The sequence below is a fragment of the Streptomyces sp. NPDC016309 genome (assembly GCF_043077235.1).
Lineage (GTDB): Bacteria > Actinomycetota > Actinomycetes > Streptomycetales > Streptomycetaceae > Streptomyces.
In genome coordinates this window covers 209,202-228,840 of sequence record NZ_JBIBSG010000009.1, presented here as the reverse complement: position 1 = coordinate 228,840, position 19,639 = coordinate 209,202, and the positions used below count along the sequence as shown (strand labels likewise).

15 protein-coding genes and 1 tRNA gene are annotated in these 19,639 nt (G+C 70.7%); 11 read left to right on the top strand and 5 right to left on the bottom strand.

The genetic code is table 11. The features are described 5' to 3' along the window. Positions 1-21 precede the first annotated feature (21 nt). The 8 genes from ACF068_RS23560 (at position 22) to ACF068_RS23525 (ending at position 10,523) form a co-directional block, all read left to right on the top strand. Positions 22-2,304 carry an FdhF/YdeP family oxidoreductase gene (locus ACF068_RS23560; protein ID WP_392276253.1) on the top strand — a complete coding sequence of 761 codons (2,283 nt, stop codon included), beginning with the start codon at positions 22-24 and terminating at the stop codon, positions 2,302-2,304. 61 nt (positions 2,305-2,365) lie between these two features. Beyond that, positions 2,366-2,872 (top strand): PaaI family thioesterase, encoded by a 507-nt coding sequence (locus tag ACF068_RS23555; protein WP_392276423.1) that lies wholly within the window; start codon positions 2,366-2,368, stop codon positions 2,870-2,872. Positions 2,873-3,918: 1,046 nt separating this feature from the next. Next, entirely contained in the window at positions 3,919-4,098 is a 180-nt protein-coding gene (locus ACF068_RS23550; RefSeq protein WP_392276252.1) for a hypothetical protein, read from the top strand. A gap of 434 nt (positions 4,099-4,532) precedes the next feature. After that, positions 4,533-5,765 carry a branched-chain amino acid ABC transporter substrate-binding protein gene (locus tag ACF068_RS23545; protein WP_392276251.1) on the top strand — a complete coding sequence of 411 codons (1,233 nt, stop codon included), beginning with the start codon at positions 4,533-4,535 and terminating at the stop codon, positions 5,763-5,765. A gap of 94 nt (positions 5,766-5,859) precedes the next feature. Next, a complete protein-coding gene (locus tag ACF068_RS23540) occupies positions 5,860-6,789 on the top strand; it encodes a branched-chain amino acid ABC transporter permease (protein ID WP_336318498.1) in 930 nt (309 codons plus the stop codon). 7 nt (positions 6,790-6,796) lie between these two features. Beyond that, entirely contained in the window at positions 6,797-8,623 is a 1,827-nt protein-coding gene (locus ACF068_RS23535) for a branched-chain amino acid ABC transporter permease (protein WP_392276250.1), read from the top strand. A 2-nt stretch (positions 8,624-8,625) separates the two neighbouring features. Continuing rightward, the gene (locus tag ACF068_RS23530) at positions 8,626-9,810 is read left to right on the top strand and encodes an ABC transporter ATP-binding protein (RefSeq protein WP_392276249.1); all 1,185 of its coding nucleotides are present in this window, start codon (positions 8,626-8,628) and stop codon (positions 9,808-9,810) included. Then, complete coding sequence (locus tag ACF068_RS23525; RefSeq protein WP_064073040.1) at positions 9,807-10,523, top strand: ABC transporter ATP-binding protein; 717 nt, start codon at positions 9,807-9,809, stop codon at positions 10,521-10,523. The genes ACF068_RS23530 and ACF068_RS23525 overlap by 4 nt, the downstream gene beginning before the upstream one ends. Positions 10,524-10,598: 75 nt before the next feature. On the opposite strand, the gene ACF068_RS23520 is transcribed toward ACF068_RS23525, so the two are convergent. Then, positions 10,599-11,255, bottom strand: a complete 657-nt coding sequence (locus tag ACF068_RS23520; RefSeq protein ID WP_392276248.1) for an ANTAR domain-containing response regulator — start codon at positions 11,253-11,255, stop codon at positions 10,599-10,601. Positions 11,256-11,349: 94 nt separating this feature from the next. Here ACF068_RS23520 and ACF068_RS23515 point away from each other — a divergent pair. Both ACF068_RS23515 and ACF068_RS23510 read left to right on the top strand, forming a co-directional pair. Continuing rightward, positions 11,350-11,436 (top strand) — tRNA-Leu (locus ACF068_RS23515). An 81-nt stretch (positions 11,437-11,517) separates the two neighbouring features. Beyond that, positions 11,518-12,306, top strand: coding sequence for a helix-turn-helix domain-containing protein (locus ACF068_RS23510; RefSeq protein ID WP_392276247.1), 789 nt, complete (start codon positions 11,518-11,520; stop codon positions 12,304-12,306). A 13-nt stretch (positions 12,307-12,319) separates the two neighbouring features. Here the strand turns inward: ACF068_RS23510 and pyk are convergent, their stop codons facing one another. Together pyk and ACF068_RS23500 are read right to left on the bottom strand one after the other, a co-directional pair. Next, positions 12,320-13,750, bottom strand: a complete 1,431-nt coding sequence (gene pyk, locus ACF068_RS23505) for a pyruvate kinase (protein WP_392276246.1) — start codon at positions 13,748-13,750, stop codon at positions 12,320-12,322. Between the two features lie 132 nt (positions 13,751-13,882). Continuing rightward, positions 13,883-14,596 carry an SIMPL domain-containing protein gene (locus tag ACF068_RS23500; RefSeq protein ID WP_392276245.1) on the bottom strand — a complete coding sequence of 238 codons (714 nt, stop codon included), beginning with the start codon at positions 14,594-14,596 and terminating at the stop codon, positions 13,883-13,885. A 145-nt stretch (positions 14,597-14,741) separates the two neighbouring features. On the opposite strand from ACF068_RS23500, the gene ACF068_RS23495 reads away from it, so the two are divergent. Further along, positions 14,742-16,529, top strand: a complete 1,788-nt coding sequence (locus ACF068_RS23495) for a bifunctional metallophosphatase/5'-nucleotidase (RefSeq protein ID WP_392276244.1) — start codon at positions 14,742-14,744, stop codon at positions 16,527-16,529. Between the two features lie 169 nt (positions 16,530-16,698). Here the strand turns inward: ACF068_RS23495 and ACF068_RS23490 are convergent, their stop codons facing one another. Continuing rightward, the gene (locus tag ACF068_RS23490) at positions 16,699-18,126 is read right to left on the bottom strand and encodes a lysine N(6)-hydroxylase/L-ornithine N(5)-oxygenase family protein (RefSeq protein ID WP_392276243.1); all 1,428 of its coding nucleotides are present in this window, start codon (positions 18,124-18,126) and stop codon (positions 16,699-16,701) included. After that, complete coding sequence (locus ACF068_RS23485) at positions 18,123-19,538, bottom strand: pyridoxal phosphate-dependent decarboxylase family protein (protein ID WP_392276242.1); 1,416 nt, start codon at positions 19,536-19,538, stop codon at positions 18,123-18,125. Before ACF068_RS23485 ends, ACF068_RS23490 begins: the two co-directional genes overlap by 4 nt. Positions 19,539-19,639 lie beyond the last annotated feature (101 nt).

Sequence of the window (19,639 nt, the reverse complement as noted above, 5' to 3'; positions counted from 1 at the left end):
GACCGCTCGAGGGAGAGCGCGATGGCCAGCAAGCCGCCCGCAGGGGACCCGGTCCAGGACGCGCCGCGGGTCACGCCGCCGCAGCACGCCGCCGCGGGCCTCCCGGCGATCGGGCACACGCTCCGCATGTCCCAGGCGCAGATGGGCGTGGCCCGCACCGCGCGGACGCTCCTCAAGGTCAACCAGAAGGACGGCTTCGACTGCCCCGGCTGCGCCTGGCCCGAGGGCGACAAGCGGCACGTCGCGGAATTCTGCGAGAACGGGGCGAAGGCCGTCGCCGAGGAGGCGACGCTGCGCCGCGTCACACCGGACTTCTTCGCCGCCCACCCCCTCGCGGACCTCGCCACCCGCAGCGGGTACTGGCTCGGCCAGCAGGGCCGCATCACCCACCCCGTGTACGCCGCCGAGGGCGCCGACCGGTACGAGCCGGTGAGCTGGGAGCGGGCCTTCGAGATCATCGCCGAGGAGCTGACGGCGCTCGCCTCCCCCGACGAGGCCCTCTTCTACACCTCGGGCCGCACCAGCAACGAGGCCGCGTTCCTGCTCCAGCTCTTCGCCCGCGAGTTCGGCACCAACAACCTTCCCGACTGCTCCAACATGTGCCACGAGTCGTCCGGCTCGGCGCTCACGGAGACGATCGGCATCGGCAAGGGCAGCGTCTCGCTGGAGGACCTGCACCGCGCGGACCTGATCATCGTGGCCGGGCAGAACCCGGGCACCAACCACCCCCGGATGCTGTCCGCCCTGGAGAAGGCCAAGGCCTCCGGCGCCCGGATCATCTCGGTGAACCCGCTGCCCGAGGCCGGTCTGGAGCGGTTCAAGAACCCGCAGACCCCGCAGGGCATGATCAAGGGCGCCGCGCTCACCGACCTGTTCCTCCAGATCCGCATCGGCGGCGACCAGGCGCTCTTCCGGCTCCTCAACAAGCTGGTCCTGGAGACGGACGGCGCGGTCGACGAGGAGTTCGTCCACGAGCACACCCATGGGTACGAGGAGTTCGCCGCCGCGGCCCGGGCCGCCGACTGGGACGAGACCCTCGCCGCCACGGGACTGGAGCGCGCCGAGATCGAGACCGCCCTGCGCATGGTGCTGGCCTCGCGGCGCACCATCGTCTGCTGGGCGATGGGCCTCACCCAGCACAAGCACTCCGTGCCCACCATCCGCGAGGTGGTCAACTTCCTGCTGCTGCGCGGCAACATCGGCCGCCCCGGTGCCGGGGTCTGCCCGGTGCGCGGCCACTCCAACGTGCAGGGCGACCGCACGATGGGCATCTTCGAGCGCCCTTCGGCCGGCTTCCTGGACGCGCTCGACAAGGAATTCGGCATCACCTCCCCCCGGCACCACGGCTTCGACGTCGTCCGCGCCATCCAGGCGCTGCGCGACGGCGAGGCGAAGGTCTTCTTCGCCATGGGCGGCAACTTCGTCGGCGCGACGCCCGACACCGAGGTCACCGAGGCCGCCATGCGGCGCGCCCGGCTCACGGTGCACGTGTCGACCAAGCTGAACCGGTCGCACGCGGTCACCGGCACGCGCGCGCTGATCCTGCCCACCCTGGGGCGCACCGACAAGGACGTACAGAAGAGCGGCAGGCAGTTCGTCACCGTCGAGGACTCGATGGGCCTGGTGCACGCCTCCCGGGGCAACCTGCCCCCGGCGAGCCCGCACCTGCTGTCCGAGCCGGCGATCGTGGCGCGCATGGCGCGGGCGGTGCTGGGAGCGGCGTCGGCCACGCCGTGGGAGGAGTTCGAACGGGACTACGCCACGATCCGGGACCGCATCGCGCGCGTGGTGCCCGGCTTCGAGGACTTCAACGCCAGGCTCGCGGCGAACCCCGGCGGCTTCGCCCTGCCGCACGCCCCGCGCGACGAGCGCCGCTTCCCCACGAAGACCGGCAAGGCGAACTTCACGGCCGCGCCCGTGGAGTACCCCCGGGTCCCCGAGGGCCGGCTGCTGCTCCAGACGCTGCGCTCGCACGACCAGTACAACACCACGATCTACGGCCTGGACGACCGCTACCGGGGCATCAAGGGCGGCCGCCGGGTCGTCCTGGTCCACCCCGAGGACGCCCTCGCGCTGGGCCTGGCCGACGGGGCGTACGCCGACCTGGTCAGCGAGTGGCGGGACGGGGTGGAGCGCCGGGCGCCCGGATTCCGGGTCGTCCACTACCCCACGGCCCGCGGCTGCGCGGCGGCCTACTACCCGGAGACCAACGTCCTCGTACCGCTGGACTCGACCGCCGACGTCAGCAACACCCCCGCCAGCAAGTCCGTCGTCGTCCGTCTGGAACAATCACCCTCCGCCTGAGCGTTTGCTTAGGCGGCAACGGACCAGGGACATGACCGCACGACGATCGGAGCCGGGCCCCATGGGCGAGCAGACACAGGTGAAGTTCCCGCAGGAGGTCATCGACGAGTACGCCTCGCTCGGTGTCGACCTGCCCGCCCTCTTCTCCGCGGGGCACCTCGGCAACCGCATGGGCGTCCAGATCCGCGAGGCGTCCGCCGACCGGGTCGTCGGCACCATGCCGGTCGAGGGCAACACCCAGCCGTACGGGCTGCTGCACGGCGGCGCCTCCGCCGTGCTGGCCGAGACCCTCGGCTCGATCGGCTCCATGCTGCACGGCGGCGTCTCCAAGATCGCCGTGGGCGTCGACCTGAACTGCACGCACCACCGCGGTGTCCGCAGCGGGCTGGTGACCGGCGTGGCCACCCCCGTCCACCGCGGGCGCTCCACCGCCACGTACGAGATCGTCATCACCGACGAGCAGGACAAGCGGGTCTGCACCGCCCGCCTGACCTGCCTGCTGCGCGACGTCTCCCCCAAGGACGCGGACAACGTCCCGGGGGCGGCCGCCCCCGGCACCACGGGCTGACCCCCGCGCCACTCGCACCCAGGGCCGACCGGCGGAGCACCCCCGGTCGGCCCTCGGCGTGCCGCCCGCGCGCCCGTCCACCCCGCCCGGTCCCCTCCGGCAGGTGCGCCCACCCGCGGGTCCGGACTCCGCGCGGGCGTCATCGGCCGGCGTGAACGTCGCCGATCCGCCGCGCGGACGCCGGAAAGTGTCCACCCCTTGGACACTCTTCAAATCGGCGTCATCAGGCGGATCGGGCCGCACCGGGCATTGATCCCACCCGGGGGAACAGACCCGCAGGCCCCCGGAGCCCCTTACCTCCCAGCCCCTTCGCCGGCTGCCCGACCTCACGTGCGGAGGGCCCGCGAGGACCCCCGGACCGGCCCCTCGCCGACCTCCCCGGAGGGGGGTTTCCGCAGGCCGCGGGACCCGCGGCGGCCCACTGCGGCGCCCGCCGCCTCCGTCGCTGTCCGTCGCCGTTCCCCGGCCCGCCCGCCGTCGGCCGGCACCCGCCGGAAGCCCCGCCGCGCGGCCGCCGCCGCCCCGGCGCCCGGCCACCGGACCGGTGGCCCGCCCACGGCGACCGCCTCCATCACCCCCACCGGAACCGGTCCGGCACCGCCGCCCCGCACACCGGAGACGCCACCGCGGCCGGCCCGAGCAATCCGGCCGATCGCGACAAACCGACCGCCACCGGCATCAGGGACCCGCGCGGCGGCCACCGGAACCGCACACATACTCCACGCTCCACCCACCCCTCCCACCGGAACCGCCCAACCCCCCGATGCTCACGCACAGTTGACCTTTCCCACCCCTGGCCGGAGGCCCGGCCGAGCCGTACCGTCTTCCCCATGACGCCCGGTGCACCACGCCGCGACCGACGCCACGCACGGCCGCTCACGCTGCTCTTGTGCGCCGCCCTGCTCGCCGGCTGCGCCTCGGGGCCGCGAACCGACGCCCGCCCCAACTCACCCGCGCCGTACACCACTTCACCTATCGGACTCTGTGTCTCCCTCATCGGACACTGGGCACGTGAAGAGCTGGCCGGGCGCGCGAAGGGGGACTTCATGCAGAAGGGTCTCTCCGGCGGTCAGAACGAGATCCTCAAGGCGGTCGTCGCGGAGGCCCGCGAGGAGCTCGGACGCACCGGCGCGGCGGGCGCCGAGAGGGTCGTGCGCGAGGCGACGGAGCGGCGGTGCGAGGAGCGCTACCGGAGCGGCGGACCCACCGGCCACCCCTGGCAGTGACCCGGAGACCCCCGGGCCGTTCGTCACTCTGCGTAACATACGGCAGGGTGGATGATCATGCTTCGGGAGGGGCTCCGGGCGCCCCGGAGGGCGTGCCCACCCCCCTCGCGGAGCGTCGGCGACCGAGCCGCCCGTAAGCACCAAGATCGACCCAAGCCCCTTAGCGGAACTGGGCGTTCTCGACATGTGAGAGGAACGCCGGATCATCGCCGACGCGTGTAGGCGCCACGCATACAAACGTTTGGCCACGGCATAACAAGAGAGTCACATCCTGCCGATGGCGCTCCCCGAGCCGCCCCGGCTGCGCCTAGAGTCACGGCCAGTCACCGCGCCGCCGGGCGCGTCAACTGCACGGCTGTACCACTCCATGTACGGCCCGGCGCTCGACACGGCTCCTCGACCCGAGGAGACCGCGCCAGGGAAAGGACCCCTTCGTGCGACAGCGTTCGTTGCTCATACTCACCGCAGTGCTCACGACCGGAGCACTGTCCCTCACCGCCTGTGGCTCGCGCGACGACAAGGGTGGGGACTCCGCCGGAGGTGGCGGCACCACCGTCGTCATCGGCGTGGACGCGCCGCTGACCGGCGACCTCTCCGCCCTGGGCCTCGGTATCAAGAACTCGGTGGACCTCGCCGCCAAGCAGGCGAACGAGAAGAAGTACGTCGACGGCGTCACCTTCAAGATCGAGGCGCTCGACGACCAGGCACAGCCCTCCTCGGGCCAGCAGAACGCCACCAAGCTGGTCGCCGACAAGAACGTCCTCGGCGTGGTCGGCCCGCTGAACTCCTCCGTGGCCGAGTCCATGCAGAAGGTCTTCGACGACGCCAAGCTCGTCCAGGTCTCCCCCGCCAACACCAACCCGGCCCTCACCCAGGGCCAGGACTGGAACGGCGGCACGAAGAAGCGGCCCTACGCCTCCTACTTCCGCACCGCGACCACGGACGCCATCCAGGGCCCCTTCGCGGCGCAGTACCTCTTCAAGGACGCCAAGAAGAAGAAGGTCTTCCTGGTCGACGACAAGAAGACCTACGGCGCCGGTCTGGCCGCCACCTTCAAGGCCGAGTTCACCAAGCTGGGCGGCACCGTCGCCGGCGAGGACCACGTCAACCCCGACACCAAGGACTTCTCCGCGGTCGTCACCAAGATCAAGAACTCGGGGGCCGACGTCGTCTACTACGGCGGCGAGTACCCGGCCGCCGGCCCGCTGAGCAAGCAGATCAAGGCCTCCGGCGCCAAGATCCCGCTCGTCGGCGGCGACGGCATCTACAGCGCCGAGTTCATCAAGCTGTCCGGCAAGGAGGGCGCGGGCGACCTCGCCACCTCCGTCGGCGCGCCGGTCGAGACCCTCCCCTCGGCCAAGGAGTTCGTCGACAACTACAAGAAGGCCGGCTACAAGGAGGCCTTCGAGGCCTACGGCGGCTACTCCTACGACTCCGCCTGGTCGATCATCGAGGCCGTCAAGAAGGTCGTCGACGACAACGGCGGCAAGCTGCCCTCCGACGCCCGCACCAAGGTCCTCGAGGCCATGAAGGGCGTCTCCTTCGAGGGTGTCACCGGCAAGGTCTCCTTCGACGAGTTCGGTGACGCGACCAACAAGCAGCTCACCGTCTACCGCTACGAGGGCGGCGCCTGGAAGCCCGTGAAGTCCGGCACCTACACCGGCTGATCACGACTCCGCATCACATCCCTGGCCGCGCGGGACGCTGCACAAAGCGCCCCGCGCGGTGTCACATCCGGCGAAAGACTTCGGAGGACCTGCGGTGAACGAACTGCCGCAACAGCTGGTCAACGGCCTGCTACTCGGATCGATGTACGGGCTGGTCGCCATTGGCTACACGATGGTCTACGGCATCGTCCAGCTCATCAACTTCGCCCACGGCGAGATCTTCATGACCGGTGGCTTCGGCGCACTCACGGTCTGGCTGATACTCCCCGGCGGCACCACCATGTGGCTCGCCCTGCCACTCATGATCATCGGCGCGATCATCGTCGCCGTCACCATCGCGGTCGGAACCGAACGATTCGCCTACCGGCCCCTCCGCGGGGGGCCACGCCTGGCCCCCCTCATCACCGCCATCGGCATCTCGCTGGCCCTCCAGCAGGCCGTGTGGGCCTGGTACCCCGGAGCCACCTCCTCCCTCACCTTCCCGGAGATACCCGGCGGCCCCTTCCACCTCGGCAGCATCACCATCCAGACCGGTGACGTCTTCCTCCTGACGGCCGCCCCCCTCTCCATGGCGGTCCTCGGCTACTTCGTCATGAAGACCCGGACCGGACGCGGCATGCAGGCCACCGCCCAGGACCCCGACACCGCCAAGCTCATGGGCATCAACACCGACCGCATCATCGTGGTCGCGTTCGCCCTCGGAGCCGCCTTCGCCGCCATCGGAGCCGTCGCCTACGGCCTCAAGTACGGCGAGGTCAACTTCCGCATGGGCTTCATCCTCGGCCTCAAGGCGTTCACCGCGGCCGTCCTCGGCGGCATCGGCAACATCTACGGCGCCATGATCGGTGGCCTCGCCCTCGGCCTCGCCGAGACCCTCGCCACCGCCTTCATCGCCGACATCCCCGGCATGCAGCAGCTCGGCGGCCAGTCCTGGGCCGACGTCTGGGCGTTCGTACTCCTCATCCTCGTGCTCCTCTTCCGGCCCCAGGGCCTCCTGGGCGAGCGCGTCGCGGACAGGGCGTGACACCACCATGACCACACAGACCACCACCGCGGACACCCCGCACACCACCACGACCGCCGAGCGCACCGGGCTCATCGCCCTGCCCCCGCACATCGCGCGGGCCACCGCCACCGCAGGCGGCGCGCTCACCGTCGTCTCCGCGTTCCTGGCCTGGACCTGGACCCCCGCCTTCCCCGGAGACCTCACGGTCTACGGCTACCCCGGCGGCCTCCAGTGGCTCGTCCTCATCGGCGGCGCCCTGACCGCCCTCTTCGGACTCGCCTCCTACGGGATCAAGGGCACCCGCTGGCTCGTCCCCGCCGGCGCCGACTCGGCCATCAAGCTGGCCGCCCTGGCCGCCTTCGCCACCGCCTGGTACACGGTCATCGCCATCAGCGTCCAGCTCGGCGGCCTGATCAACCTCGAACCCGGCGGCTTCGTCGCGGCCCTCGCCACGCTCGCCGCCCTCGTCGGCGCCCTGGCCCTCCCCTTCGACCGGCCGCAGCTACTGCCCGCCGACCCGGAGGACACCGGCTGGGACCAGCTCAAGCACCGCGCCGGCAACCAGTGGGCCACCATCAAGGCCGCCCTCGCCACCGGGCCGGTCACCCCGGCCCGCAAGCTCCCCGGCTACGTCGAGATCCTGATCATCACCGCCGTACTCGCCCTCGGCCTCACCGTCTTCACCTACGGCATCGGCACCGAGTACGACGAACTCTTCCTCGGCTTCCTGATCACCGCCGCCTTCGGCTTCGCCGCCCTCAACAAGGCCGGCCTGATCGCCCGCGTCTCCGCGCTCACCGCACGGCACCGCAACGTGGCCATGATCGGCGCCTTCGTCGCCGCCGCGGCCTTCCCCTTCACCCAGAGCGACGACCAGTACGCCACCATCGGCGTCAACATCCTCATCTTCGCCACCGTCGCCCTCGGCCTGAACATCGTCGTCGGCCTCGCCGGCCTCCTCGACCTCGGTTACGTCGCCTTCCTCGGCGTCGGCGCCTACGCCGCGGCCATGGTCTCCGGCTCCCCCTCCTCGCCCTACGACGTGCACCTCCCCTTCTGGGCGGCCATCCTCGTCGGCGCGACGGTCTCCATGATCTTCGGCGTCCTCATCGGCGCCCCGACGCTCCGGCTGCGCGGCGACTACCTCGCCATCGTCACCCTCGGCTTCGGTGAGATCTTCCGCATCACCGTCCTCAACCTCGACGGCACCTCCGGCCCCGACGTCACCAACGGCTCCAACGGCATCTCCTCGATCCCGAACCTCAACATGTTCGGCTTCGACTTCGGTGCCGTGCACAGCATCGGCGGCTTCACCATCGGCCGGTTCGCGAACTACTTCTTCCTGATGCTGCTGGTCACGCTGATCGTGGTCGTGGTCTTCCGCCGCAGCTCCGAATCGCGCATCGGCCGCGCCTGGATCGCCATCCGCGAGGACGAGACCGCCGCGCTCGCCATGGGCATCAACGGCTTCCGCGTCAAGCTCGTCGCCTTCGCCCTCGGCGCCACCCTGGCCGGCCTCGCCGGCGCCGTCCAGGCCCACGTCACCTACACCGTCACCCCCGAGCAGTACCAGTTCGCCCACGTGGTCCCGCCCAACTCGGCCTTCCTGCTGGCCGCCGTCGTCCTCGGCGGCATGGGCACCATCAGCGGACCGCTCGTCGGCGGCGCGCTGCTCTTCCTCATCCCCAACAAGCTGCAGTTCCTCGGCGACTACCAGCTCTTCGCCTTCGGCGTCGCGCTCGTCCTGCTGATGCGCTTCCGCCCCGAGGGAATGATCCCCAACCGCCGCCGTCAGCTCGAATTCCACGAGAACGAGGAAGCGCCCGCCACCCTCACCAAGGCAGGTGCCTGAACATGACCACCACCACGACGGCCACCACGGCCAAGGCCCCGGCAGCCGGCGAGACCGTCCTCGACGCCCGCGGTGTCACCATGCGCTTCGGCGGCCTCACCGCCGTCCGCTCGGTCGACCTCACCGTCAAGAGCGGTGAGATCGTCGGCCTCATCGGCCCCAACGGTGCCGGCAAGACCACCTTCTTCAACTGCCTCACCGGCCTCTACATCCCCACCGAGGGAGAAGTCCGGTACAAGGGCCAGGTCCTGCCCCCGAAGTCCTTCAAGGTGACCGCGGCCGGCATCGCCCGGACGTTCCAGAACATCCGGCTCTTCAGCAACATGACCGTGCTGGAGAACGTCCTCGTCGGCCGTCACACCCGCACCAAGGAAGGCCTCTGGTCCGCCCTCCTCCGCGGCCCCGGCTTCCACAAGGCCGAAGCCGCCTCCCGCGCCCGCGCCACCGAACTCCTCGAGTTCGTCGGCCTCGGCGCCAAGGCCGACCACCTCGCACGCAACCTCCCCTACGGCGAGCAGCGCAAGCTCGAAATCGCCCGCGCACTCGCCAGCGAGCCCGGCCTGCTGCTCCTCGACGAGCCCACCGCCGGCATGAACCCGCAGGAGACCCGCGCCACCGAGGAACTGGTCTTCGCCATCCGGGACATGGGCATCGCCGTCCTCGTCATCGAGCACGACATGCGGTTCATCATGAACCTCTGCGACCGCGTCGCCGTGCTCGTCCAGGGCGAGAAGCTCATCGAGGGCGACGGCCCCACCGTCCAGCGCGACGAGCGCGTCATCGCCGCCTACCTCGGCGAGCCCTTCGAGGGCGAACCCGGCGAAGCGGAGGCGGCCGAGGTCGCCGCCGCCGAGCAGGCCGCCGAGCAGGCCGCCGACGACGGGACGGACGCCGACGAGGACGCCGAACCGGCAGCCGAACCGGCAGCCGAACCGGAAGCCGCTTCGGACGCCGACGCCGACGCCGAAGAGGCCGAGGCCGACGCCGAGACGGACGCCGAGACCGACGCCGACGAGGCCGACGCCGAGACCGACGCCTCGGACACCGCCCCGGACGCCGACGCCCCGGACGCCACCGCCACCCCCGGCGACACCGACGGCGACGGCGACACCGACCGCACCACCGCCCCGACCACCGCCGCCGAAGCCTCGGGCGCCTCGGGTTCCGGCAAGGAGAACGACTCATGACCGCCCTGCTCGAAGTCGAGGACCTGCGCGTCGCCTACGGCAAGATCGAAGCCGTCAAGGGCATCTCCTTCACCGTCGACGCAGGCGAAGTCGTCACCCTCATCGGCACCAACGGCGCCGGCAAGACCACCACCCTGCGCACCCTCTCCGGGCTGCTCAAGCCGGTCGGTGGCCAGGTCAAGTTCGACGGCAAGCCGCTGCGGAAGTACCCCGCCCACAAGATCGTCTCCTTCGGGCTGGCCCACTCCCCCGAGGGGCGGCACATCTTCCCCCGCATGACGATCGAGGACAACCTCCGCCTCGGCGCCTTCCTCCGCAGCGACCGGACGGGCATCGAGAAGGACATCCAGCGCGCCTACGACCTCTTCCCCATCCTCGGGGAACGCCGCAAGCAGGCCGCCGGCACCCTCTCGGGCGGTGAGCAGCAGATGCTCGCCATGGGACGCGCCCTGATGTCCCAGCCCAAGCTGCTCATGCTCGACGAGCCCTCCATGGGCCTCTCCCCGATCATGATGCAGAAGATCATGGCCACCATCGCCGAGCTCAAGGCCCAGGGCACCACCATCCTGCTCGTCGAGCAGAACGCCCAGGCCGCGCTCTCGCTCGCCGACCAGGCCCACGTGATGGAGATCGGCAAGATCGTCCTCTCCGGCTCCGGACGGGACCTCCTGCACGACGAGTCCGTCCGCAAGGCCTACCTCGGCGAGGACTGACCGGACCGACGGACGCACACGAAGAGGGCCCACCCGGTGACGGGTGGGCCCTCCTCGTGCATACGCGTCTATGCGCTACTGCCCCTTCGCGGCCTTCTTCTCCTCGGCGTCCTCGATGACCGCCTCCGCCACCTGCTGCATCGACATCCGCCGGTCCATCGACGTCTTCTGGATCCACCGGAACGCCGCCGGCTCCGACAGCCCGTACTGCGTCTGGAGGATGCTCTTCGCCCGGTCCACCAGCTTCCGCGTCTCCAGCCGCTGCGAGAGGTCCGCGACCTCCTTCTCCAGCGCCTTCAGCTCCGCGAACCGCGACACCGCCATCTCGATGGCCGGCACCACGTCGCTCTTGCTGAACGGCTTCACCAGATACGCCATGGCCCCGGCGTCCCGCGCCCGCTCGACCAGGTCCCGCTGCGAGAACGCGGTCAGCATCAGCACGGGCGCGATGGACTCGCCCGCGATCCTCTCGGCGGCCGAGATCCCGTCCAGGACGGGCATCTTCACGTCCAGGATCACCAGGTCGGGCCGGTGCTCCCGGGCCAGCTCGACGGCACGCTCACCGTCACCGGCCTCGCCGACCACCGAGTAGCCCTCTTCCTCGAGCATCTCTTTGAGGTCGAGGCGGATGAGGGCCTCGTCCTCGGCGATGACGACACGGGTCGTCATCGGCGGGACGTGCGACGTGTCGTCGTCGGTGGCGTCGGGCTGGGGCGACTCGGGGGCGGTCACTTTGGCTCCTCGTTCCAAGGCAGGTACAGCTCCCCATGAGCCTACCTATTGAGGGGAGGGGACACGCACACGGTATGCTGCTCACAGTCTTGTGGCCGGGTTGGCGCAACTGGCTGACGCGGAGGTCTCAAACACCTCTGTCCGTAAGGACGTGTGGGTTCGAATCCCATACCCGGCACCACCCATGAAGCGGATGCTCACCTTCTCGTGAACATCCGCTTTTTGCTGCTCGCCGTAGCGATCACTCACTCACAGTTGCCGTATGAACTTCCACGGCACAGCTGTGCGACAGAAGGCCCTCACTCTCCTTCGTGGCGGCGCGCGGAACGCGGACGTTGCCCGGCTCCTCGACGTGCCCCCCGGGACGGTCGCGTACTGGCTCCACGTCGACCGGTCCAAGCGCGGGGAGTGCCCAGGTAGGCACGATCCGGAATGCCCCCGGTGCGACGGCCGGAACCTCGACCGAGCCGCCTACTCGTATCTTCTGGGCCTGTATCTCGGGGACGGGCACATCAGCCACTACTCCGCGCACCGCGTGCCGAACCTCATGATCACCTGCACAGAAGGCTGGCCCGGGGTGATGGACGCCTGCGAGGAGGCCATGCGCGCCGTGTTCCCCGGCAATGCGGTGTGCCGAGTGCGCCGCACCGGATGTCGCAACGTCAAGGTCTACTCGAAACACCTCGAGTGCCTCTTCCCCCAGCACGGCCCCGGCAAGAAGCACGAGCGCCGCATCGTCCTCGAAGAGTGGCAGCAGGAGATCGTCGACGAGCACCCCTGGGAGTTCGTCCGGGGGCTCATCCATTCCGACGGGTGCCGGATCGCCAACTGGACCACCCGCCTCGTGGGCGGGGAGCGGAAGCGGTACGAGTATCCGCGGTACTTCTTCACCAACGTGTCGGACGACATCCGGCGGCTGTACACCGACACCCTGGACATGCTCGGGGTCCGGTGGACGCTCTGCGCGCGGGGCGGGGACCCGTACAACATCTCGGTCGCCCGACGCGCGTCCGTGGGGTTGATGGACGCGCACGTCGGGCCGAAGTACTGAGGGGGTTACGCGGTCACGCCAGGGGTTCGCCGATGTGGTGGACGCGCACGAGGTTGGTGGAGCCGGAGACGCCCGGCGGGGAGCCGGCGGTGATGATCACGACGTCGCCCTTGCGGCAGCGGCCGATCTCCAGGAGGTGTTCGTCCACCTGGGCGACCATGGCGTCCGTGGACTCGACATGCGGCCCGAGGAAGGTCTCGACGCCCCAGGTGAGGTTGAGCTGGGAGCGGGTGGCCGGGTCGGGGGTGAAGGCCAGGAGCGGGATCGGGGAGCGGTAGCGGGAGAGGCGGCGGACGGTGTCGCCGGACTGGGTGAAGGCGACGAGGTACTTGGCGCCGAGGAAGTCGCCCATTTCGGCGGCGGCGCGGGCGACGGCGCCGCCCTGGGTGCGGGGCTTGTTGCGTTCGGTGAGGGGTGGCAGGCCCTTGGCGAGGACGTCCTCCTCGGCCGCTTCGACGATGCGGCTCATGGTGCGCACGGTCTCCACGGGGTAGCGGCCGACGCTGGTCTCGCCGGAGAGCATGACGGCGTCGGTGCCGTCGATGACGGCGTTGGCGACGTCGCTGGCCTCGGCGCGGGTGGGGCGGGAGTTGTCGATCATCGAGTCGAGCATCTGGGTGGCGACGATGACCGGCTTGGCGTTGCGCTTGGCGAGTTTGATGGCCCGCTTCTGGACGATGGGGACCTGTTCGAGGGGCATTTCGACGCCGAGGTCGCCGCGGGCGACCATGATGCCGTCGAAGGCGGCGACGATGTCGTCGATGTTGTCGACGGCCTGCGGCTTCTCGATCTTGGCGATGACGGGTACGCGGCGGCCTTCCTCGTCCATGACGCGGTGGACGTCCTCGATGTCGCGTCCGCTGCGTACGAAGGAGAGGGCGATGATGTCGGCGCCGGTGCGCAGTGCCCAGCGGAGGTCTTCGACGTCCTTGTCGGAGAGGGCGGGGACGGAGACGGCGACGCCGGGGAGGTTGAGGCCCTTGTTGTCGGAGACCATGCCGCCCTCGACGACGGTGGTGTGGACGCGGGGGCCGTCGACCGAGGTGACTTCGAGGGTGACGCGGCCGTCGTCGACGAGGATGCGTTCGCCGGGGGTGACGTCGGCGGCGAGGCCTGCGTAGGTGGTGCCGCAGGTGTGGCGGTCGCCCTGGACGCCGGGTTCGACGGTGATGGTGAAGTGGTCGCCGCGTTCAAGGAGTACGGGGCCTTCGCGGAAGCGTCCGAGGCGGATCTTCGGGCCTTGAAGGTCGGCGAGGATGCCGACGCTGCGGCCGGTTTCGTCGGAGGCTTTGCGTACGTGCTGGTAGCGCTCCTCGTGGTCGGCGTAGCCGCCGTGGCTGAGGTTGAAGCGGGCGACGTCCATTCCGGCTTCGACCAGGGTCTTGATCTGGTCGTATGTGTCGGTGGCTGGGCCCAGGGTGCAGACGATTTTGGCTCGGCGCATGGGTCGACCCTACGGCTTACCGGTCGGTAGGGATTTGGTCCTGCGTGACTACTCAACGACCTTTCGATGAAGCCCTCTTGACAAGTGTTGAATGTGTGCGGGGCGCTGCTCCGATGAGCGGAGCCGGGGGTGTCAGAGCTGGGGCGGGTGCATGGTGAAGCGGGCGTCGACCCGTGCCGTGACGGTCTGGCGCTGGGGTTCGAGGTCGAGGGGCGCGGCGTCCTGTTCGGGGGCGGCGGTGCCGGCGAAGGAGCGGACGGCTCCGCGGGGGGCGGGCGGGAAGAAGGGGGTGGTGTCGTCGGTGCCGATGTCGGCGAGTTCGACGAGGGCGGCGAGGTGGGTGCCGAGGGCGTCGGCGTATTCGCGGGCGCGCTGGACGGCTTCGCGGACGGCTTGGCGGCGGGCCAGGGTGTGGGCGGGTGAGTCGGGGCGCAGGGCCCACCAGGGGCCGTCGACCTGGGTGAGTTCGAGGTCGGCGAGGCGGGTGGTGAGTTCGCCGAGGGCGGTGAAGTCGGTGAGTTCGGCGGTGATGTGGACGGTGCCGTGGTAGGCGCGGACGCGTTCGGTGCGGCCGTGGCGGGTGAGTTGGGGGGTGATGGAGAACGTTCCGGTCTGGAGGTTCTCGACGGTGTCGCCGTAGGTCTTGATGAGGTCCAGGACGGTGGTGTTGCGGCGGGTGAGGTCGTCGAGGGCGGTGCGGCGGTCGGTGCCCCGGGCGGTGACGGTGATGCCGATGCGGGCGATCTCGGGGTCGACTTCGAGGTGGGCTTCGCCGCGGACGGCGACACGGGGGGTTCGGGGGGTGCCGTAGGGGAGGTCGGCGGGCTGGTCGGTGGTCGGGGTCATCGCCGGTCGGCTCCTTCGCTCGGGGGTTCCACTCTTCCGTAGCCGGTCATCGGATCGAAACCTGTGGGGGGTGTTGCGGGGGGCGGGTCTGCGCCAGAATCTACGCGCGTCATGCGCGCGTCATGCACAGAACGAAGGAGATCACATGCCGCTGAATCGTAGGACTTTCCTGGGCACTTCGGCCGTGGCGGGTGCCGGTGCGGCGATCACCGGGGCGGTGGGGGCGGCACCGGCGGCGGCGGCGCCCCGGGCGAAGCGGTACTCCTTCACGGTCATGGGGACGACGGACCTGCACGGCAACGTCTTCAACTGGGACTACTTCACGGACAAGGAGTTCGACGACAAGGCGCACAACGACGTCGGCCTGGCGAAGATCTCGACGCTGGTGGAGCGGGTCCGGAAGGAGAAGGGACGCCGGAACACGCTGCTGATCGACGCGGGTGACACGATCCAGGGCACGCAGCTCTCGTACTACTACGCCAAGGTCGACCCGATCACGGCCCGGCGCGGCCCGGTGCACCCGATGGCGCAGGCGATGAACGCGATCGGGTACGACGCGGCGGCGCTCGGGAACCACGAGTTCAACTACGGCATACCGGTGCTGCGGAAGTTCCAGGAGCAGTGCGACTTCCCGCTGCTGGGTGCGAACGCGCTGGACGCGAAGACGTTGCGGCCGGCGTTCCCGGCGTACAGCATGCACCGGCTGCGCACGCCGTGCGGGCGGGATGTGCGGGTGGCGGTGCTGGGGCTGACGAACCCGGGGATCGCGATCTGGGACAAGGCCAATGTGAGCGGGAAGATGGTGTTCCCGGGGCTGGAGGAGCAGGCGGCGAAGTGGGTGCCGAAGCTCCGGTCGATGGGCGCGGACGTGGTGGTCGTGTCGGCGCATTCGGGGTCGAGCGGGACGTCGTCGTACGGGGACCAGCTCCCGTACGTCGAGAACGCGGCGGCGCTGGTGGCGGAGCAGGTGCCGGGGATCGACGCGATCCTGGTGGGTCACGCGCACACGGAGATCCCCGAGTACCGGGTGACCAACAAGGAGACCGGCAAGGACGTCGTGCTGTCCGAGCCGCTGAAGTGGGGGCAGCGGCTGACGCTGTTCGACTTCGACCTGGTGTGGTCGAAGGGGCGCTGGACGGTGGAGCGGGTCGGCGCGCAGGTGCTGAACTCGAACACGGTCGAGGAGGACCCGGAGATCGTCAAGCTGCTGGGCGACGAGCACGAGAAGGTGGTGGCGTACGTCAACCAGGTGATCGGTACGTCGACGGCGGCGATGTCCACGGCGGACGCGCCGTGGAAGGACGAGCCGATCATCGATCTGATCAACCATGTGCAGGCGGAGACGGTGCGGGGGGCGCTGGCGGGTGGCGAGTACGCGTCGCTGCCGGTGCTGTCGCAGGCGTCGTGCTTCTCCCGTACGGCGCGGATCCCGGCCGGGGAGGTGACGATCAAGGACGCGGCGGGGTTGTACCCGTTCGAGAACACGCTGGAGGCGCGGCTGCTGACGGGGGCGCAGCTCAAGGACTACCTGGAGTTCTCGGCGCGGTACTACGTGCAGACGCCGGCGGGCGCTCCGGTGGACACGGCGAAGCTGACGAACGCGGGCGGGACGCCGGATTACAACTATGACGCGGTGTACGGGCTGTCGTACGAGATCGATGTGGCGAAGCCGGCGGGGTCGCGGATCGTGAACCTGTCGTTCGAGGGGAAGCCGCTGGATCCCGCGGCGCGGTTCGTGCTGGCGGTGAACAACTACCGGGCTTCGGGTGGTGGGGCGTTCCCGCATGTCGCGGGGGCGAAGCAGGTGTGGGCGAACTCGGAGGAGATCCGGAACACCATCATCCAGTGGGTGAAGGCGCAGGGGACGGTCGACCCGGGCCGGTTCGCGTCGGTGGACTGGAAGCTGACCCGGGACGGTGTGCCGGTGTTCTAGGGAGTGTCCGGAAAGTATCGGCGTCCGCCCGGAGGGCGGGGGCCGCGGTGTCCGGTGCGTGCGATCGCAAGGCGGAGGGGGGGTCATGGCGGAGTCATGGCGACCGACGACAACGCCGCGAGCGCGCGTGCAGGACACCGTGGGCCAGGCGAGACTTTGCGGACACGACCTAGGAGCGCAGGCCCTGGGGGGTCTGGCGGCTGTTGAGCGGAGGCGTCTGGCGGGGAATGCCGGGCGCCTCCTGGCGTTCGAGGCCGAAGGTGGTGAAGGCGGTGCGGCGCGGGAGGGGGTAGGGCTCCTTGCCGGTGAGGTGGTTGAGGATGGTGGCGCTGCGCCAGGCGGCGAGGCCGAGGTCGGGGGCGCCGACGCCGTGCGTGTGGGTCTCGGCGTTCTGGACGTAGAGGGACCCGGTGACGGAGGGGTCGAGGACGAGCCGGTGGTGGGCGTCGACGCGGGGGCGGTCCTGGGAGTCGCGGCGCAGGTAGGGGTCGAGGGCGGCGAGGATGCGGCTGAGGGGGCGTTCGCGGTAGCCGGTGGCGAGGACGACGGCGTCGGTGGTGAGGCGGGAGCGGGTGCCCTGCTGGAGGTGTTCGAGGTGGAGTTCCACCTTGGTGGTGGCGAGGCGGCCGGCGGTGCGGACGCGGACGCCGGGGGTGAGGACGGCGTCGGGCCAGTCGCAGTGGAGGCTGCGGCGGTAGAGCTCGTCGTGGATGGCGGCGATGGTCTCGGCGTCGATGGCCTTGTGGAGTTGCCATTGGCGGGGGACGAGGTCGCCGCGTACCTGTTCGGGGAGGGCGTGGAAGTAGCGGGTGTAGTCCGGGGTGAAGTGTTCGAGGCCGAGTTTGGAGTACTCCATGGGGGCGAAGGCCTCGGTGCGGGTGAGCCAGTGGATCTTCTCGGCTCCGGTGGGGCGGGTGCGGAGGAGGTCGAGGAAGATCTCGGCGCCGGACTGGCCGGAGCCGATGACGGTGATGTGCTCGGCGGCGAGCAGTCGTTCGCGGTGGTGGAGGTAGTCGGCGGAGTGGATGACGGGGACGGAGGCCTGTTCGGCGAGGGGGCGCAGCGGGTCGGGGACGTACGGTTCGGTGCCGACGCCGAGGGCGATGTGGCGGGCGTGGGTGCGGCCGAGGGCGAGGGCTTCGCCGTCGGGGCCGAGCCGGGTGTGGTCGATCTCGTAGACGTCGCGTTCGGCGTTCCAGCGGACGGCGTCGACCTGGTGGGCGAAGTGGAGGCCGGGGAGGTTGTCGCTGACCCAGCGGCAGTAGGCGTCGTACTCGGTGCGGTGGGTGTGGAACCGCTCGGCGAAGTAGAACGGGTAGAGGCGGTCGCGGGTGCGGAGGTAGTTGAGGAAGGTCCAGGGGCTGGTGGGGTCGGCGAGGGTGACGAGGTCGGCGAGGAAGGGGACTTGGAGGGTGGTGCCTTCGATGAGCTGGCCGGGGTGCCAGTGGAAGGCGGGGCGCTGTTCGTAGAAGGCGGTGGCGAGGCCGCCGGGTACGCCGTGGGCGAGGGCGGCGAGGGAGAGGTTGAACGGGCCGATGCCGATGCCCACCAGGTCGTGGGGCTGGTCGTGGTCGTGCTGGGGTGTGCTGCCGGTCATCGGGTGGTGCTGCCTTCCACGAGTGCGAGGAGTGTGTCGAGGTCTTCGGGGGTGGTGTGGGGGTTGAGGAGGGTGGCTTTGAGCCAGAGGCGGCCGTCGGCGTGGGCGCGGCCGAGGACGGCGTGGCCGTGGGTGAGGAGGTCGCGGCGGGCGGTGGCGACGGCGTGGTCGGTCGCTCCGGTGGGGCGGAAGAGCACGGTGGTGAGGGTGGGGCGTTCGTAGAGGTCGAGGTGGGGGCTCTTGTCGACGAGGTCGGCGAGGTGCTGGGCGGCGGTGTGGACGCGGTCGACGAGCCGGCCGAGGCCGGTGCGGCCGAGGGCGCGGAAGGTGACGGCGATCTTGAGGATGTCGGGGCGGCGGCTGGTGCGCGGGGAGCGGCCGAGGAGGTCGGGCAGGCCGGCGTCGGTGTCGTCTTCGGCGTTGAGGTAGGGGGCGGTGTGGCCGAGGGGGGCGAGGTGTGCGGTGTCGGGTACGGCGAGGAGGCCGGCGGCGACCGGTTGCCAGCCCAGTTTGTGCAGGTCGAGGGTGACGGTGCGGGCGCGGTCGAGGCCGGTGAGGAGGTGGCGGTGGGTCGTGCTGAACAGCAGGGGCCCGCCGTAGGCGGCGTCGATGTGGAGGGTGGCGCCGTGGGTGTCGCAGAGGTCGGCGATCTCGGGGAGGGGGTCGATGGCCCCGGTGTCGGTGGTACCGGCGGTGGCGGTGACGAGGAGGGGGCCGCGGAGGCCGGTGAGGACGGCGCCGAGGGCGGTGAGGTCGATGGTGCCGCCGGGGGCCGGGACGGTGACGGGTTCGGGGAGGCCGAGGAGCCAGGCGGCGCGGTGGACGGAGTGGTGGGCGTTGGCGCCGCAGACCGTTTGCAGGGTGGGGCCGTGGTGTTCGCGGGCGAGGAGGAGCGCGAGGTGGTTGGACTCGGTGCCGCCGGTGGTGACGAGGGCGTCGGGGGCGGGTCCGGCGGGGTGGGTCTGGGCGGCGAGGGTGCGGGTGACGAGTCGTTCGAGCGTGGCGGCGGCGGGGGCCTGGTCCCAGGAGTCGAGGGAGGGGTTGAGCGCGGAGGCGGCGAGGTCGGCGGCGGCCGCCAGGGCGAGGGGCGGGGTGTGGAGGTGGGCGGCGCAGAGCGGGTGGGCGGGGTCCGCGGCGCCGTGGGCGAGGGCGGTGACCAGGGTGCGGAGGGCTTCCTCGGCGCCGGTGCCGGTGGCGGGCAGAACGTCCCCGAGCAGGGTGCGGAGGTGGGCGGTGACGGCCTCCGGTCCGCCGGCGGGGAGCGGCCCGTCACGGGTGGCGGCGCCGTCCCGGAGGGCGTCGAGCACGGTGCGCAGGAGTGGCCGGAGCGCGTCGGCGCCACCGGGGCCTCCGGCGAGGGGTGGCGTGCCGCACGGGGTGCTCGACGGGGTGCTCCACGGACTGCTGCTCATGCTGCCAGCGTGACGCGGCCCGGTGGGACGTGGTTGCGCTGCGGGGCGATCTCAACCCGAAAGGGGGACACGGGGGTTGTGGACAGGCGGGACGTGCTATG

Excerpts from the sequence above, each read along its gene's own strand:
- ACF068_RS23560 (WP_392276253.1), top strand. The coding sequence starts at position 22 with ATGGCCAGCAAGCCGCCCGCAGGGGACCCGGTCCAGGACGCGCCGCGG.
- ACF068_RS23555 (WP_392276423.1), top strand. The coding sequence starts at position 2,366 with ATGGGCGAGCAGACACAGGTGAAGTTCCCGCAGGAGGTCATCGACGAG.
- ACF068_RS23550 (WP_392276252.1), top strand. The coding sequence starts at position 3,919 with ATGCAGAAGGGTCTCTCCGGCGGTCAGAACGAGATCCTCAAGGCGGTC.
- ACF068_RS23535 (WP_392276250.1), top strand. The coding sequence starts at position 6,797 with ATGACCACACAGACCACCACCGCGGACACCCCGCACACCACCACGACC.
- ACF068_RS23530 (WP_392276249.1), top strand. The coding sequence starts at position 8,626 with ATGACCACCACCACGACGGCCACCACGGCCAAGGCCCCGGCAGCCGGC.
- ACF068_RS23525 (WP_064073040.1), top strand. The coding sequence starts at position 9,807 with ATGACCGCCCTGCTCGAAGTCGAGGACCTGCGCGTCGCCTACGGCAAG.
- ACF068_RS23510 (WP_392276247.1), top strand. The coding sequence starts at position 11,518 with ATGAACTTCCACGGCACAGCTGTGCGACAGAAGGCCCTCACTCTCCTT.
- pyk (WP_392276246.1), bottom strand. The coding sequence starts at position 13,750 with ATGCGCCGAGCCAAAATCGTCTGCACCCTGGGCCCAGCCACCGACACA.
- ACF068_RS23500 (WP_392276245.1), bottom strand. The coding sequence starts at position 14,596 with ATGACCCCGACCACCGACCAGCCCGCCGACCTCCCCTACGGCACCCCC.
- ACF068_RS23495 (WP_392276244.1), top strand. The coding sequence starts at position 14,742 with ATGCCGCTGAATCGTAGGACTTTCCTGGGCACTTCGGCCGTGGCGGGT.
- ACF068_RS23490 (WP_392276243.1), bottom strand. The coding sequence starts at position 18,126 with ATGACCGGCAGCACACCCCAGCACGACCACGACCAGCCCCACGACCTG.
- ACF068_RS23485 (WP_392276242.1), bottom strand. The coding sequence starts at position 19,538 with ATGAGCAGCAGTCCGTGGAGCACCCCGTCGAGCACCCCGTGCGGCACG.